This window comes from Mycolicibacterium gadium, assembly GCF_010728925.1.
In the GTDB taxonomy this organism is placed as follows: Bacteria; Actinomycetota; Actinomycetes; order Mycobacteriales; family Mycobacteriaceae; genus Mycobacterium; species Mycobacterium gadium.
In genome coordinates this window covers 4,438,221-4,452,376 of the sequence record NZ_AP022608.1, presented here as the reverse complement: position 1 = coordinate 4,452,376, position 14,156 = coordinate 4,438,221, and the positions used below count along the sequence as shown (strand labels likewise).

Genomic DNA, 14,156 nt, shown 5'->3' with positions numbered 1-14,156 from the left:
AGTTTGTGTAGTACAAGCTATCTATACCAAATTGATCATCGGCGTAATCCCGTAGGCTGATGACGTGCCAGAACTGTCCGCGCCGCTGCTCGTGCACCTGGCGCGGCGGATGCAGACCGAGGCCGAAGTGGAGTTGGTCGCCTTTGGTCTGCGCGCGCGGCACGTCGTCGCCCTGACCCTGCTGCGCGACCTCGGTGAACAGAATCAGTCCGACCTGACCGCGATGCTCGGAATCGACGCGACGAACGTGGTGGGCCTGCTGAACGAACTCGAGTCCGGGGACCTGATCGAGCGCAGGCGCTCCGCCGAGGATCGGCGGCGGCACACCGTGGCGCTGACCGCGGCGGGCACACGCAAGCTCACCGAGATCGAGAAGGTGCTCTCCGTCGTCGAACAGCGGGTGCTCGCCCCGCTGAGCGATTCGGAGCAGCACGATCTGTACGCGCTTCTCGCACGGGCGACCGCGAGCAGCTGCGCCGAGGTGCTTCCGACCACGCAGGCATGCATCGAGGGTTCGGCATAGTCTGAATCCCATGGCCGAAATCGACGCTGCGGCCTTGTTCGCGCAATCGCCCGTCGCGATGCTCGCCACCGTCGGGCCGGACGGCGCGCCACACGTCGTGCCCGTGGTGTTCGCGGTCAACACCGACCGCGAACAACCAGTCATCTACACCGCCGTCGATGCCAAGCGTAAGTCCACCAAACGGTTGCAGCGGCTGACCAACATCGAGGCCAACCCCCGGGTGAGCGTGCTCGTCGACAACTACGACGAGGACTGGACCAAGCTGTGGTGGGTGCGGGCCGACGGCGTCGCCGAGATCCACCACAGCGGTGACGAGATGGCGAGCGGATATGCGCTGCTGCGGCGCAAATACCTTCAGTACCAAAGGCTTGCGCTCGACGGTCCCGTGGTCACGATCACCGTCGGGCGGTGGTCGGCGTGGCAGGCGTGACCCGCCACCTCCGTCGGACGCTCTCAGGCCACACCCCACTAGTTGGGTGATTCCCTTGTGCTCGGTGACGGTTCGGAGAATTCTGGTTTAACGAACCTGGAGGAACGTCATGGCCGACAAGACGACAACTTCCCAAGCCGGAGCTGCCCCCACCGCGGACAGTCCGGCCGCCATCCGCAACGTGGTGCTGGTGGGCCCATCGGGTGGCGGCAAGACAACACTCGTCGAGGCGTTACTGGTCGCCGCCGGAGTACTCAACAGACCGGGATCGGTCGTCGACGGGACCACCGTCTGCGATTGCGACGAGGCGGAGATCTCGCAGCAGCGCTCGGTCGGACTCGCCCTGGCGTCACTGGAGCACGACGGCGTCAAGGTCAACCTGATCGACACGCCCGGCTACGCCGACTTCGTCGGCGAACTGCGCGCCGGACTGCGAGCCGCAGACTGCGCGCTGTTCGTCATCGCATCCAACGAGGAGATCGACCAGCCGACCAAGTCGCTGTGGCTGGAGTGCAACCAGGTCGGGATGCCGAGGGCCGTGCTCATCACCAAACTCGACCACGCCCGCGCGAGTTACGACAACGCGCTGACGGCGGCGCAGCAGGCGTTTGGCGACAAGGTGCTGCCGTTGTACCTTCCTGCCGACTCCGGCTCGAGCCCCGGCGGCGGGGCCTGCACAGGGCTCATCGGATTGCTCTCGCAGACCCACTTCGAATACGCCGACGGCAAGCGCACCGCGTCCCACGAACCCGACACCTCGTACAACAACGCGATCGACGAGATGCGCGGCAGCCTGATCGAGGGAATCATCGAGGAGTCCGAGGACGAGACGCTCATGGAGCGTTATCTCGGCGGCGAGGAGATCGATCAGTCGGTGTTGATCGACGATCTCGAGAAGGCCGTCGCGCGGGGGTCGTTCTTTCCGGTCATCCCCGTGTGCAGCACCACCGGCGTGGGCACCCACGAATTGCTGGAGGTCATCACCAGCGGGTTCCCGTCCCCGCCCGAACACCAGCTCCCCGAGGTGTTCACTCCGCAGGGCAAGTCCCGCAACAGCTTGCCTTGTGATCCGGCCGGCCCCCTCCTCGCCGAGGTCGTCAAGACCACGTCGGACCCGTATCTGGGCCGCGTCAGCCTGGTGCGGGTGTTCTCCGGGACCATCTCCCCCGACGCGACGGTGCATGTGTCCGGCCACTTCTCGTCGTTCTACGGCGCCAACGGCTCCTCCCCCGGCCACGGCGACCCCCGTTGGACGGCCGGCCACGCCGACCATGACGAGGACGAGCGCATCGGCACGCTGTCATTCCCACTCGGCAAGCAACAGCGGCCCGCACCGCAGGTGGTGGCCGGTGACATCTGCGCCATCGGACGGTTGTCGCGCGCCGAGACCGGCGACACGCTGTCCGCGAAGGCGGAACCGTTGGTGCTCAAACCATGGACTATGCCAGAACCGTTGCTGCCCATGGCTATTCAGCCACACGCCAAGACCGACGAGGACAAGCTTGCGGTCGGATTGCAGCGGCTTGCGGCCGAGGATCCGACGCTGCGCATCGAACAGAACCCCGAGACACATCAGATCGTGTTGTGGACCATGGGCGAGGCGCATTCCGGTGTGGTGCTCGACGCGCTGGCACGCCGCTACGGCGTCGCCGTCGACACCGTCGAGCTACGGGTCCCGCTGCGAGAAACACTGGCCGGCAAGGCCAAAGGACATGGACGGCACGTCAAGCAGTCCGGCGGCCACGGCCAGTTCGCGGTATGCGACATCGAGGTGGAGCCGCTGCCGGAAGGGTCTGGTTTCGAGTTCGTCGACAAGGTCGTCGGCGGTTCCGTTCCACGCCAGTTCATTCCGAGCGTGGAAAAGGGTGTGCGCGCTCAGATGGAGAAGGGCCTTCTCAACGGGGCGGGCTCGGGCTATCCGGTCGTCGACATCAGGGTGACGCTGTTCGACGGAAAAGCGCACAGCGTCGACTCTTCCGACTTCGCGTTCCAGATGGCAGGTGGGCTGGCGCTGCGTGAGGCGGCTTCGGCGACCAAGGTGAACCTGCTCGAACCGGTCGACGAGGTCTCGGTCGTGGTGCCCGACGATTTCGTCGGCGCCGTGATGAGTGACCTGGCCGGCCGGCGCGGTCGGGTGGTGGGGACGGACAAGGTCGGCGAGGACCGCACCGTCGTGAAGGCCGAGATCCCCGAGGTCGAGTTGACGCGGTACGCGATCGACCTTCGATCGCTCGCGCACGGCGCCGGATCCTTCACGCGATCCTTCGCTCGCTATGAGCCCATGCCGGAGCAGGCGGCGGCCAAGGTGCGGGCGTCGGTATAGCTCATTGACGCGTCGCGTAGTAATGCACGCTGAAGTACATCTCGCGCAACAGCATCGGGAGCTGCGTGCCGAGGGTTTGGAAGCGACTGGTCGGCGTGGGCGAGGGGTGCGCATCAAGGCGCAGGTCGTCGGCCATCCGCATCGCGCGGCGCATGTGCAACGGATCGCTGACGATCAGCACGCGATTGATGTCGTGTTCGGAAAGCAGCGGCCGGACGAAGACCAGATTTTGCTTGGTGGTGCGGGACTGCGTCTCGACGAGGATGCGATCGGCCGGAATCCCGGAGCCGATCAGCCATGCGCTGCCGGCCTCGGATTCGGCGAGCGTGTCGCCCTGCCCGACACCGCCCGTCACGACGATCCACTTGACCTGTCCTGAGTCGAAGAGCTCGGCCGCGTGCCGCAGACGTTCGGAGAATACCGGCGACGGTGCATCGTCGTCGACGGCCGCACCCAGGACAACGGCTGCATCGGCCTGCGAAGCGTCGGATCGCCCGCTGAACGCGACGATATCTGCCGCCAGGCCGATGACGCCCGCCAGAAACAGCGCCAGGGCGATCGCGATGGTCCGTCCGGCGCTGCGGGAGAATCGCGTGCCCCGCCTGCCCGTCACTTTGGTGATCCTATGGGGGCTAACCGGTAGTCAGGCATTCCGATTTTCGGACCTCGGATGGGTGCCAGCCGTGCAGACGCTGCGTCGCTGGAACGGAAAAGTCCCATACGTGCCTGAAACCGATGCGCTGCTGACCGCCCGCTTCGAGCGGGACGCACTACCACTGATCCACGACTTCTACCGCCACGCGTTGAAGTTGACACGCGATCCAGCCGATGCCGAGGACCTGCTCCAGGAGACGGCCGCCAAAGCGTTCGCCGGTTTCCACGGCTTCCGCGACGGCACGAATCTCGGCGGCTGGCTGTACCGGATCTTGCTCAACAGCCATATCAGTTCGTACCGGAAGCAACAACGACGCCCAGCCCAGTGGCTGACCGACGAATTCACCGACGGACAGCTCATGGCCCAGGCCCGCCACTCCTCGGGCGGCCTGAAGTCCGCCGAGGATGAGGTACTCGACCTCATCGGCGACGACGACATCCAGACCGCGATGCGTCAGCTGCCCGAGAAGCTGCGCACCGCGCTGTATTACGCCGACGTGGTCGGTCTGCGCATCAATGAGATCGCCGAGATCACCGACGCACCGGCCGGGACCGTCATGACGCGCGTCCACCGCGCGCGGCATCGGCTGCGCGGCCTGCTGTCCGAGGTCGCCAAGGCCAGGGGCTACAGCCTGGACCAGGCTGCGTAGGGATGGCAGAAAATTGCGCGCACGCTCGCCCGCTCACCGGACGCTCCGTGCACCCGCGTTCGGTCTTGAACGCCACGACCGCCAGGCAGCTGCTCGCGCACCTGGCCACCACGCTGGTACTCGCAACGGTCGCACTGCTGGCGGCGTGGCAGTTCATGTTCTCCGGCGTCACACCACACCACGGGACAGTGGCGTCCCATCGGACGACGGCGTCCACCCACTAGCGCGGCGGGTCGCCCTGCCAGCTGAAGCTGTTGACGTATTTGCCCATATCCAAGGCGATTTGGGTGTTGGCACCGGAGGGCTTGCCGAACCCGAAGTCGGGTCCGAATTCGTGATAGGGCCCCACCGCGGAGGCCACGAGGGCGAGATCGTTCTTGATGGCGACCATGATCAGCACCCGCATCCGCTGGTAATTGCTGTTGGCGCCCTGCGGCCACCAGTCGACGACCTGGCCGAAGCCGCGCTGGTAGCCGACCATCGCATTGGGAATCTCGTACGCGGTCCGGGTATCGGGAAACCTCTTGCTCAACAGTTCTTCAGCGATCTGCTCAGGTGACCGACCGGCGACGGGAACACTGAAGAACTGCATGCTGCCGCCATCACCGCCAAGGAACTCGGCGATCACCTTGTTCGGCTCGGTGGTGATGCGGTAAGCCGAACTGGGAGCGGGATGCGACACCGAAAACGTGCCGTCGACCGCGGTGAAGCGCGGGTTTATCGTGACCGGCGTACCCGTCGGCGGCCTGCCGCACTCCGGCGGGCACATGTAGCGCGCGGGGGGCTTGCTGATCATCGCCGACAGCCCGACCAGCGCCCCCGCCACGACGGCGATGGCGGCGAGCCATATGAGCACCAACCGTGTGCGCGACGTGCGACGCGGCGGGGGCGCCTCGTAGGTGCCCGCCGGAACCGCGTATCCGGGAAAGAATTCCGTCGTCGTCGTGGTCACGCTGTGTCGGGACCTTCACGCACCGGACGGGCGTCGCGCCGGTCTTCGCGTGACGACCGTGACGATGCCCGCGTCGCCACCCCGCACGCGGGGCAGAAAGCCATGTCCGGCACCACATGTCCGCAGTGCGTACACAGCAGCGGCTCATCCGAATGGATCTCGTCGTGCACCTCGTGCAGCAGCGCCAGATGCAAACCGATGCGCAACACCAGCATGGCGACCAGCGCCTGTGCCAGATAGAGCACCAGCATCAACAACTGCGGGACACGGGCCACGTCGATCAGGCCCAGCGCGAGATAGACGGCGAGGATCGCCGCCGCGAGGCCGACGAGAACCAGTCGCACCATGCCGGGGTGTTGATCTTTCTTACTTGCCGGGCGGGTGAACCACAGTGCGGCACCGATCAATCCGCCAGCGGCCGCGGTGATCAACGGTATCGAGATGCCCCTGATGCCCGCCTCGACGAGCAGGCTCTCCAGTGGGCGCTTGCTGATGGCCCCGGTCCCGAACAGCGGTATCGACCGCGTCATCGCCGCCGCGGCCATGAAGGCGAAGGCGCCCAGCATACCGATCCTGAAGCCGTCCAATGCCTCTCGTGAGGACGGTCGGAACACCCTCACGATCACCGCCGGCATCAGCATCAGGATCACCCCGCCCACCGGGATGCCGATACCTACGCGGAGCATCCGCATGCCGGTGATGGCGGAACCCAGACCGACCTCATACGAGCGGGCGACCATCGCACCCGTCAGCAGGACCCATCCCACCCCGAATCCAATACCGAGCACCGCGGTGAGCACCAGTGTGCTGACGGGGAAGTCGCGGAAGGCATCCGACTCGCGGAGATAGATGAGGTACAGCACGGGCAGGCCCAGCGTGCCGACGGTGATCAGGGCGGCGGGCAGACGCAGCAGTGTGAATGCGACGAGGCACACCAGCAGCACCACCAGACCGAGCCGGAACGCCGTGCGCGAGCGCTGCGCCACCTGGGGGAACAGCGAACTGGCCAACGACAGCTGCAGCAGGTGCTCGTTCGGTGCCGCCCCGAAGTTCTTGATGCGCAACCAGTCCGGGCCCTCGCCAGGCCGCGGTTGCAGGTGGCATCCGCACAGTCCGCAGTACTCGCCGTCCGGTACGTCGGTCTTGCAGATGCGGCATTCCGTTGTCGGGACGGAATCGTCGGGAGTCGTCATTCGGCCGCCTCTTGGAGGATCAGCAGGTTGCGTACGAGGTTGTCGACATCTGGGGTGCCGAGCCCGGTGATGAGGTCGTAACCCGGTCCGGCCTCGGCGACGGCGTTGGCGCCGAGCGTCACGTCACGGAACGCGGGCAGCGGTGCCCCCTCGGCGATCCGGTAGAGCAGCGGATTGAAGGCGCCGATCAGCTGACCGCCGTTGGCGAGCAGGTACTGGTTCATCACCGCGGCAAGCCCCGCCCAGATCGGCGCGGACTGCGATGTCCCGCCACCGACCAGTTCGGTTCCCTTGAAGATGATGCGCACGCCGGTGAAGGGGTCGGCGACGGCCGCGACGTCGGGCGTCAGCCTGCGCTCGGGATCGCTGTCGGGCATCACGGCCCGTTGCCATTCCGGGCGCTCGAACAGGTTGGACACCCCGCCGCCGCTGCCGACCGACAGCGGGACGTCGTACCAGGCCTGCTCGGCAAGCCACCTGCCCTCGGCGTCGGTGGACAGCGTCGTGCCGCCGACATCGGTCATTTCCGGCAGTGACGCCAGCGAGTCCAGCCCGATATCGGCGTCGCCGGGCGGTGACGACCAGTCGTCGCCGCCCTTGCACTCCAGCCCGGCGAGATCGCCGCTGGCGTTGAACGCCGTCGTGCCGTTGGCCTGCGCTGCCGCGAGCGCTTCCCGCGCCGGTGCGAGATCGGCGGCGGTGATGAGTTTGTCGCAACCCCAACCGATCGAAAAGCTCCAGATCGCGCCGGGATAACGGCGATCGGCTTCGGCGAACAACTCGCCGATCTTCTCGAACGTGCCGTCACCGGAGATCGTCGACTGGGCGCTGAACACGACCTTGCGCGCATCCGGTGCCACGGCGTGTGCGACTTCGAGATCCATCGTCGTCTCGCCGCGGGGGTCGTCGAGCTCGCCACCGAGGACTTCCGGCGTGAACTGGGGCAGCCCGTACGTGGTCGCGAACGCGTCCAGATCGGACTGGTCGAAACCGTCGAAGGCGAAGAACACGATCGTGGTGCCCTTGCCGGTGTAGCCGTCGGCGGCCAGCCGCGAAGCGTTGTAGGTGTTCAACAGTGCGCTGGGCTTCAGTCCCTTGTCCGGCACGTCGAGCGGAAACATCCGCGTCTGCGACGTGTGGTGCGGCAGGTAGCCCAGAATCCGTCCCAGCTCGGCGACCTCGGATGTCAGCGCCTCGGGAATCGAGGGCTGCTGCGGCGATGCGTAGAACACCTGACCGCGTTTACCGCGGTAGTCGTGGACCTCGACGTCGAACGCGTCGGCCACCTTCTCCGCCGCGCCCTCGAGCACCGCCCAGCCCTGCCCCGGCTTCCACCTGACGTCCAGGCCCTGGCTGTGCGCCCAATCGAAAACGCCGTCCGGGCGCGCCGGCCCGTGCAGCGCAAGGGTCACCTGGGCGTTGTCGTTGTGCGACGGCCCCAGATCGATGGAGCTGGCGAGCAGGTAGGAGTACGGCCCTGCGATGGCATCGCCGCCGGCTCCGCCGGGGCGCGACGACGCCAGTCGCAGATCGGAAACGAGCACCATCACGCTGACGGCAAGTAACGCCAGCACGCCGACATGCCGCGCCTTCACTCCAACCAGCGTACTTGCGAGAATTCCGCCCAGCCGGTGCTAGCCCGTTCGGGGGTGGGTGGCCGACGGGGCCGGCGGGGCGATCACCGACGGGGAGAACGGGTTGGGGCCACCGGGCTCCAGACGCGGCGCCTTCTCGGTCGGCTCGACCGGCGCGGCCGACGTCGTGGTCGTCGTGGTGGTCTCCGAGGTGGTGGTCTCGGTCGTCTCGCTCGGTGCCTCTTCTTCGCTGGAGCACGACGCGGTGAGCACAACCATCGCGGTGACCGCGGCGCCGCCGGCGATGGCCGCCACGCGGCGACCCAAAACTGACCTCATGTCACAGTCCTTACTGTCCCGACCAATGCCAGCTGCTACCAAGATCAAACCGGCATCCGGAACTTTAGCCGAACGCCGAGCAAGCCGCCCGACGAATTCTCCGTTGGCGATCGCGATTACCGGGCAACCGAAACCTTCGCTTCGGCGACCGACGATGAGAGCGACAGAACCTGGTCCAAACCGGTTAACTGGATGGGCCGACTCGTGGCCGGACCGTCGGCGACAACCGCGAACCCCGCCGACCCTCCGATCTTCTCGTGCGTGGCCACCAACGCCTGCAGCCCCGCCGACGCGAGAAAGTCCACCGCAGAGAGGTCGACGATCAACGCCTTGGGTCGCTGGGCGAGCGCGTCCGCGATGGCCGCCTCGAACGCCGGGATGGTGGCCAGATCTATTTCGCCGCTGACCGCAAGCACAGCGACGTCGCCGTCGTAGCTGACCGACGTGGTGATCAGATCCTTCGCGGGCACGGCGTTCCTTAAGTCAGCGCCGCAACTGGTCACGGCGGTGCGCCGAGCTTAACCTGTTGCAGCTCTGCGGCAGATCCTCCTTTGGGGAACGCGGCCCAGGGATCGCGGACTAGGGTCGAATCTGCCGTCGAAGTCTGGAGGGTGCAATGGCTGATCCGAGCGCCGGGCCCAGCGCCGATGTCACCGGCCTGTCGTCGGCGGTCGCGCTGACCCTAGTGACGATCGGATGTGACGGTGACGACTGACTTCGTGGTCGACATCAACGACTTCGACGACATCGTCACTGCGCGACGTGCGGGGCACGAACTGGCCAAGCAGCTCGGATTCTCGCTGACCGACGTGACGATGATCGCGACCGCGATCTCTGAAATCGCCTGCAACATAACCAGTTACGCTGGTCAGGGCAAGGTTCGCGTAGGAGTCCAACTCCGCGACGGCAGGCAAGCGCTGGTGGTGAGGGCCGAGGACGACGGACCCGGCATAGCCGACGTTCAACGCGCACTGGACGACGGATACTCCACCGGACGCGGGCTCGGCCTCGGCCTGCCCGGTGCGCGCAGGCTGATGGATCGACTGCAGATCGAGTCGGAGTTGGGGCGCGGAACCGTCGTCGAGATGTGGAAGTGGATACCCGACAGTGGTTAGGCAGGAAAAGGCCGGGCCGACCGACGATCCAGCTGCCGGGGACTTCTACGCACAGTACGCCGCGGCGCTGACCGAATACGTGTGCTCGGGGGCCGAGACCAGTCTGGCGGTCGGACACGAACTCGGCAGGCGCGCGTTGGGTGAGCGCATGAGCATTCTGGAGATCATCGAGAACCACGCTCGACTCGTCGTGAAGATCAAGCAGGACATGGCGATCGATCCGGACGCCCCGCTGCAGTTCTTACTGCAGGTACTCGCCGCGCTCGATGTGGCCACCCGCGGATTCCTGGACGGTGCAAGGCGTTACGAACAGCAGCGTGCCCGTGCGGAGGATCTGGCCGACCGCGACGAGTTCCGTGATGCACTGGTGAATTCATTGCAGGAGGGCTTCTACGTCGCGGATCACACCGGGGCCATCGTCGAGATCAACGAGGCGTTCGTCGACATCACCGGGTATGACCCCGACGGGTTGCCCTACCGGGCTCCCTATCCGTGGGTGACCGACGAGACCGCGACGAATCAGCGGTTGTCCGCGCTGAGAGAGCACGGCTCCATCGCCACCGATACCGCAATCCGCCATCGCGACGGAACCGTCCGATGGGTGGCGATCAGCATCAACGCGGTCAGGGGGCAACGCACCGACTATTACGCCTACGTCGGAACCATCCGCGACGTGACCGCCACGCACGCCGTGGCGGAGCGCGAGCGGGCGGTGGCGCGCTTGGCCACCGCGGTCAGCGTGGCCCGAAACGTCGACGAGGTGTTGTCGGCCGCACTGACCCAGTCCCGCTCTCGGCTCGACACGCAGCGCCTGCTCGCCGTCGTGTGGCCGCAGGGCGAGGGCGATCCAGTTGTCCACACCGCAGGCGAGCCTGCTGTTTCGAATTGGCGCGATCTCGACGAGGATTGGCGGCGCACCCTCGACGATGCCCGCGACTGGTTGCCTTTGACGGTCACTCCGGTCGGAGCCGCTCCGAGCGAGGGGACGACGCGCGGGTTCGTGGCGGTGACCTCGGGTGCCCGCGACGTCGTCGTATGCCTCGAGCACCGGATTCCGCGCCGGGTCAGCGACGAGGACCGTCAGCTCGTCATGGCGTTGTTCGGACACATCAGCCTGGCGATGCAGCACGTCCGGCAGTTCGAGATCGCGCGTGAAACCTCGCTGACCCTGCAGCGCTCGCTGCTGCCCGCAACCACGCTGCCCGTCGGCTGCGCCGTACGGTACGAACCCGCGGTCGCTCCGCTGGAGGTCGGCGGCGACTTCTACGACGTGCTACCCATCGGCGGAAACCGCATCGGCATCATCGTCGGCGACTGTGTGGGCCGCGGTCTGGCCGCCGCGGCGGTCATGGGCCAGTTGCGCGCGTCGACGCGCGCCCTGCTGCTCACCAGCGCTGAACCCGCCAGGGTGCTCGAACAGCTCGATTCGGTGGCCGAGTTGATCCCAGATGCGTTCTGCGCCACGGTGTTCGTCGCTGTCGCCGACCTGGACTCTCAAACGCTGCACTACAGCAGCGCCGGCCACGTGCCGCCGGTGCTCGACAGCGGCGCGGAGCGCCCGGAGCTACTCACCGATGGTCACTCGGTGCCGCTCGCGGTGCACCGGGACGAGCCCCGACCGCAGGCGTCGCGCTCGTTGACCGCCGGTTCGACCCTGCTGCTGTACACCGACGGCCTTGTCGAGCGGCGCGACAAAGCGATCGACGAACAGATCGACCGCGCGGCCGAGGTGGTGTCCGAAACCGTTGACCTGCCGGTCGAAGCGGTGGCCGACGAGATCCTGCGTCGGCTCGCTCCGGAAGGGGGTTACGACGACGACGTCGCGATCGTCGTGTACCGATGCCCGCCGTCGGCCCTATTGATCGACGACGAGGCGGCACCGAGGCTGTTGAGCGACGTCCGGCACCGGTTGGCGGATTGGTTGCGCACCCACCACGTCGAGTCACCGCTCGCGGACGACATCATCCTGGTGGTCAACGAGGCCTGTTCCAACTGCGTCGAGCACGCGTATCGGGGGCAGGACTCGGGGCGCATGCGCGTGGAGGCCGAGGTGCGCGACGGCGAGGTGCGCGTCGGTGTCGTCGATTCGGGTTCGTGGAAGACACCGCCCGCCGACCCCGGCACCCGCGGCAGGGGCCTACCGCTCATCAGCTCCGTCAGCGATCACGTCGATGTCGTCGGAACGGATGACGGGACTTCCGTGCAGATGTCGTTCCGGCTGCCCACGACCGAACGGTTGCTCAGCGCTCCCGCTTCGCGATAGCGGCCTCGAGTTCTTCCTCCAGCGCACCCTCTTCGCGTCCGAGAGCCACGGTTGCGGCCAGCATCGCGAGTAGCGCGACGGTGATCGCGACTGCTTTGACGCCGTTGACGTCCATGTGCTCGCCGAGCACCACGGCGCCCAGCACCACGGCGACGAGCGGTTCGAGAGCCAGCATCGTCGGCACCGACATCTGCAGAGAACCCGCGTGAAAGGCCGACTGCTGCAACAACACCGCGATGACGCCGACCACCACGAGGAGATAGACCCCCGGCGAGGTGAAGACGGTTCGCACCCCGTCCTCGGTCAGCAGGTACATCACGAGCTTGGTGAGCATTGCGACAACGCCGAAGAGCACACCCACTGCCACCGCGAGTAGCACCGCCCGCCGCCACCCGGGATTGCGGATCGCGACGAACACACACGCCGACACCGCCACGACGCACACCACGGCCACGATCAACGTGAGCGGGACCGAGGCCTCGTAGTCACCGGCACTGGTCTTGGCCAACAACACGAACACTGCCAGGGAGGCGGTGAGCAGCAACGCCCACAGCCACTCACCGCGGGTGACCCGGCGATTGGCCAGCCGCGCGCTCAGCGGGAGCGCGAACAACAACGCCGAGACGAGGATGGGCTGGACCAGCAGAAGTGAACCGTAGGCCAGCGCGACGGCCTGGAACGCGAAGCCGGCGACCGCCGCGGCGGTACCGGCCCACCACAGCGGACGGCGGATCAGCGTCAGGACCATGGTGGGGCTGACGCCCTTGTCCTCGGGGACATCCATTGTGGCTCGCTGCCGGACCACGATGCCGACGGCGAGGAACAGCGCTGCGAGGAAGGCGAACAGCACCGCCAGCCCATGGCCTACCAAAGGGGATCAGCTCCTCCGAGACAAACACCGACCACTGCCGGCACATCCGACAAGGACAACATAGGGGGCGTTGTACCCATTCGCCGTCCGCGCCTCCCTGTTCTTCATCGAGGTTTGGCCTCCGGTCGAGTGGGCATTAAACCGAGCATGAATCTGCGACGGTTGGTTTTGCTGGCAGGGGCGGTCGTGCTGCTCGTCGGTGTCATCGGTCTGCTCATGCCCGTATCGGTGGCCGGACCCGAGGGCCAGAGCATCGGCTGCGGCAACGCCATCGCCGCCGACGACTCGGCCGCCCGTGAAGCGGACAACAACAACCCGGTGAATCTGCCGATCCTCAACGAGGTCATTCCGCACACGGATTACGTGGCACTGTGCTCGTCGGCGATCTCGCAACGGCGCACCTGGGCCATCCCGGTGGCGATCGTCGGCCTGGTGGTGATCGCCGGAGGGTTCTTCGTCGGCGGACGCGCAGGCAGTCCCCGCACCGTCTAGCCGGCTTCGCGGACGGCCGCCAGATGCGGGCGTCCGGCGGCGGGCCGCCCATCCTGCCCGCCGGGCCGCACATCGTGCGATGCCGCTTCTGACGGCGCATTCTTGTCGTTGACCCCTGCGACCGCGGCATCGACCCGGTACACGGCCCGGTCGCACAATCCGCGAACTCTGTCACTGGCCGTGTCGACGTCATCGGCCGCGCTGAGCAGGTAAGCGCGCACGTTGAGGCGCAACCGCTCGCCCTTGGCCCTCAGCCGACGCCGCAGCCGATCGTCAACCTCGACCGTGACGTAGGGCAACACCCGAAGCTTCATGTCCCCACAGTAACGGGGAGGTCGCTCGACCGGCAGCCAGCGACGTTTCGGGCTAATTGGACCTTGTCGTCTAGCTCATTACGTCGTCATGGCCGCTGACCTGGCTTGCAACGTTGACTTCGAGCTTTTTTGGACGATATAGTTCAGTTACCTCACAGATAGGACTCAACCATGAAGGCAGTTCTCGGCCGGCGCTTGACGGCGGTCGCCGGTGGCGCCGCGGTCACCGCGATGGTCGTGCTCACCGCATCGTGCGCCACAGAAGAAGAGCAGGCGCCCGAGACCACCACGACGACCACCACCAGCACGACGGCGCCGGCCTCGCCCACGGAGAAGGCGCCGCGCCTGGAACCCGGCGGCCCCAACCCGTTCTCCCCGACGGTGATCGCTCCACCCGCACCCACGGCGACCCATCCCCGCACGGGCAGCTGACATCCGTCAGGCCCGCGCCCCTTTTGGACGA

General features: G+C 66.7%; 17 protein-coding genes. 9 read left to right on the top strand and 8 right to left on the bottom strand.

Going from position 1 to position 14,156, the window contains the following annotated elements:
• Window positions 1-64 precede the first annotated feature (64 nt).
• From G6N36_RS22005 to G6N36_RS21995, 3 genes are all read left to right on the top strand, one after another.
• A complete protein-coding gene (locus tag G6N36_RS22005; protein WP_163688947.1) occupies window positions 65-523 on the top strand; it encodes a MarR family winged helix-turn-helix transcriptional regulator in 459 nt (152 codons plus the stop codon).
• Window positions 524-533: 10 nt separating this feature from the next.
• The gene (locus tag G6N36_RS22000; RefSeq protein WP_163688946.1) at window positions 534-953 is read left to right on the top strand and encodes a TIGR03668 family PPOX class F420-dependent oxidoreductase; all 420 of its coding nucleotides are present in this window, start codon (window positions 534-536) and stop codon (window positions 951-953) included.
• Window positions 954-1,062: 109 nt separating this feature from the next.
• Complete coding sequence (locus tag G6N36_RS21995) at window positions 1,063-3,276, top strand: elongation factor G-like protein EF-G2 (protein WP_163688945.1); 2,214 nt, start codon at window positions 1,063-1,065, stop codon at window positions 3,274-3,276.
• A gap of 1 nt (window position 3,277) precedes the next feature.
• Here the strand turns inward: G6N36_RS21995 and G6N36_RS21990 are convergent, their stop codons facing one another.
• Window positions 3,278-3,889: a YdcF family protein gene (locus tag G6N36_RS21990; protein ID WP_163688944.1), complete on the bottom strand. Its 612-nt coding sequence runs from the start codon at window positions 3,887-3,889 to the stop codon at window positions 3,278-3,280.
• Between G6N36_RS21990 and G6N36_RS21985 the strand changes: the two genes are divergently transcribed.
• Together G6N36_RS21985 and G6N36_RS21980 are read left to right on the top strand one after the other, a co-directional pair.
• Entirely contained in the window at window positions 3,840-4,580 is a 741-nt protein-coding gene (locus tag G6N36_RS21985) for a sigma-70 family RNA polymerase sigma factor (RefSeq protein WP_163688943.1), read from the top strand. The genes G6N36_RS21990 and G6N36_RS21985 overlap by 50 nt on opposite strands.
• A gap of 2 nt (window positions 4,581-4,582) precedes the next feature.
• Entirely contained in the window at window positions 4,583-4,804 is a 222-nt protein-coding gene (locus tag G6N36_RS21980; RefSeq protein ID WP_163688942.1) for a hypothetical protein, read from the top strand.
• On the opposite strand, the gene G6N36_RS21975 is transcribed toward G6N36_RS21980, so the two are convergent.
• The 5 genes from G6N36_RS21975 to G6N36_RS21955 form a co-directional block, all read right to left on the bottom strand.
• On the bottom strand, window positions 4,801-5,532 hold the full coding sequence (locus G6N36_RS21975; protein ID WP_163688941.1) for a flagellar basal body-associated FliL family protein: 732 nt from the start codon (window positions 5,530-5,532) through the stop codon (window positions 4,801-4,803). The two genes, G6N36_RS21980 and G6N36_RS21975, sit on opposite strands and share 4 nt — an antisense overlap.
• Window positions 5,529-6,725, bottom strand: coding sequence for a zinc ribbon domain-containing protein (locus G6N36_RS21970; protein ID WP_163688940.1), 1,197 nt, complete (start codon window positions 6,723-6,725; stop codon window positions 5,529-5,531). The genes G6N36_RS21975 and G6N36_RS21970 overlap by 4 nt, the downstream gene beginning before the upstream one ends.
• Entirely contained in the window at window positions 6,722-8,320 is a 1,599-nt protein-coding gene (locus G6N36_RS21965) for a S53 family peptidase (RefSeq protein WP_235690136.1), read from the bottom strand. Before G6N36_RS21965 ends, G6N36_RS21970 begins: the two co-directional genes overlap by 4 nt.
• A gap of 39 nt (window positions 8,321-8,359) precedes the next feature.
• The gene (locus G6N36_RS21960; RefSeq protein WP_163688939.1) at window positions 8,360-8,638 is read right to left on the bottom strand and encodes a hypothetical protein; all 279 of its coding nucleotides are present in this window, start codon (window positions 8,636-8,638) and stop codon (window positions 8,360-8,362) included.
• 116 nt (window positions 8,639-8,754) lie between these two features.
• The gene (locus tag G6N36_RS21955) at window positions 8,755-9,108 is read right to left on the bottom strand and encodes an STAS domain-containing protein (RefSeq protein ID WP_163688938.1); all 354 of its coding nucleotides are present in this window, start codon (window positions 9,106-9,108) and stop codon (window positions 8,755-8,757) included.
• A gap of 234 nt (window positions 9,109-9,342) precedes the next feature.
• Between G6N36_RS21955 and G6N36_RS21950 the strand changes: the two genes are divergently transcribed.
• Both G6N36_RS21950 and G6N36_RS21945 read left to right on the top strand, forming a co-directional pair.
• Entirely contained in the window at window positions 9,343-9,753 is a 411-nt protein-coding gene (locus G6N36_RS21950) for an ATP-binding protein (protein WP_163688937.1), read from the top strand.
• Window positions 9,746-12,016: a SpoIIE family protein phosphatase gene (locus G6N36_RS21945; RefSeq protein WP_163688936.1), complete on the top strand. Its 2,271-nt coding sequence runs from the start codon at window positions 9,746-9,748 to the stop codon at window positions 12,014-12,016. The genes G6N36_RS21950 and G6N36_RS21945 overlap by 8 nt, the downstream gene beginning before the upstream one ends.
• Here G6N36_RS21945 and G6N36_RS21940 read toward each other — a convergent pair.
• The gene (locus G6N36_RS21940) at window positions 11,994-12,887 is read right to left on the bottom strand and encodes a DMT family transporter (protein WP_163688935.1); all 894 of its coding nucleotides are present in this window, start codon (window positions 12,885-12,887) and stop codon (window positions 11,994-11,996) included. The two genes, G6N36_RS21945 and G6N36_RS21940, sit on opposite strands and share 23 nt — an antisense overlap.
• A gap of 147 nt (window positions 12,888-13,034) precedes the next feature.
• On the opposite strand from G6N36_RS21940, the gene G6N36_RS21935 reads away from it, so the two are divergent.
• The gene (locus G6N36_RS21935) at window positions 13,035-13,379 is read left to right on the top strand and encodes an aminopeptidase (protein WP_163688934.1); all 345 of its coding nucleotides are present in this window, start codon (window positions 13,035-13,037) and stop codon (window positions 13,377-13,379) included.
• Here the strand turns inward: G6N36_RS21935 and G6N36_RS21930 are convergent.
• Window positions 13,376-13,693 carry a hypothetical protein gene (locus G6N36_RS21930; protein ID WP_163688933.1) on the bottom strand — a complete coding sequence of 106 codons (318 nt, stop codon included), beginning with the start codon at window positions 13,691-13,693 and terminating at the stop codon, window positions 13,376-13,378. The genes G6N36_RS21935 and G6N36_RS21930 overlap by 4 nt on opposite strands.
• 171 nt (window positions 13,694-13,864) lie before the next feature.
• Here G6N36_RS21930 and G6N36_RS21925 point away from each other — a divergent pair, with 171 nt between their 5' ends.
• Window positions 13,865-14,125, top strand: coding sequence for a hypothetical protein (locus G6N36_RS21925; RefSeq protein ID WP_163688932.1), 261 nt, complete (start codon window positions 13,865-13,867; stop codon window positions 14,123-14,125).
• Window positions 14,126-14,156: the final 31 nt, after the last annotated feature.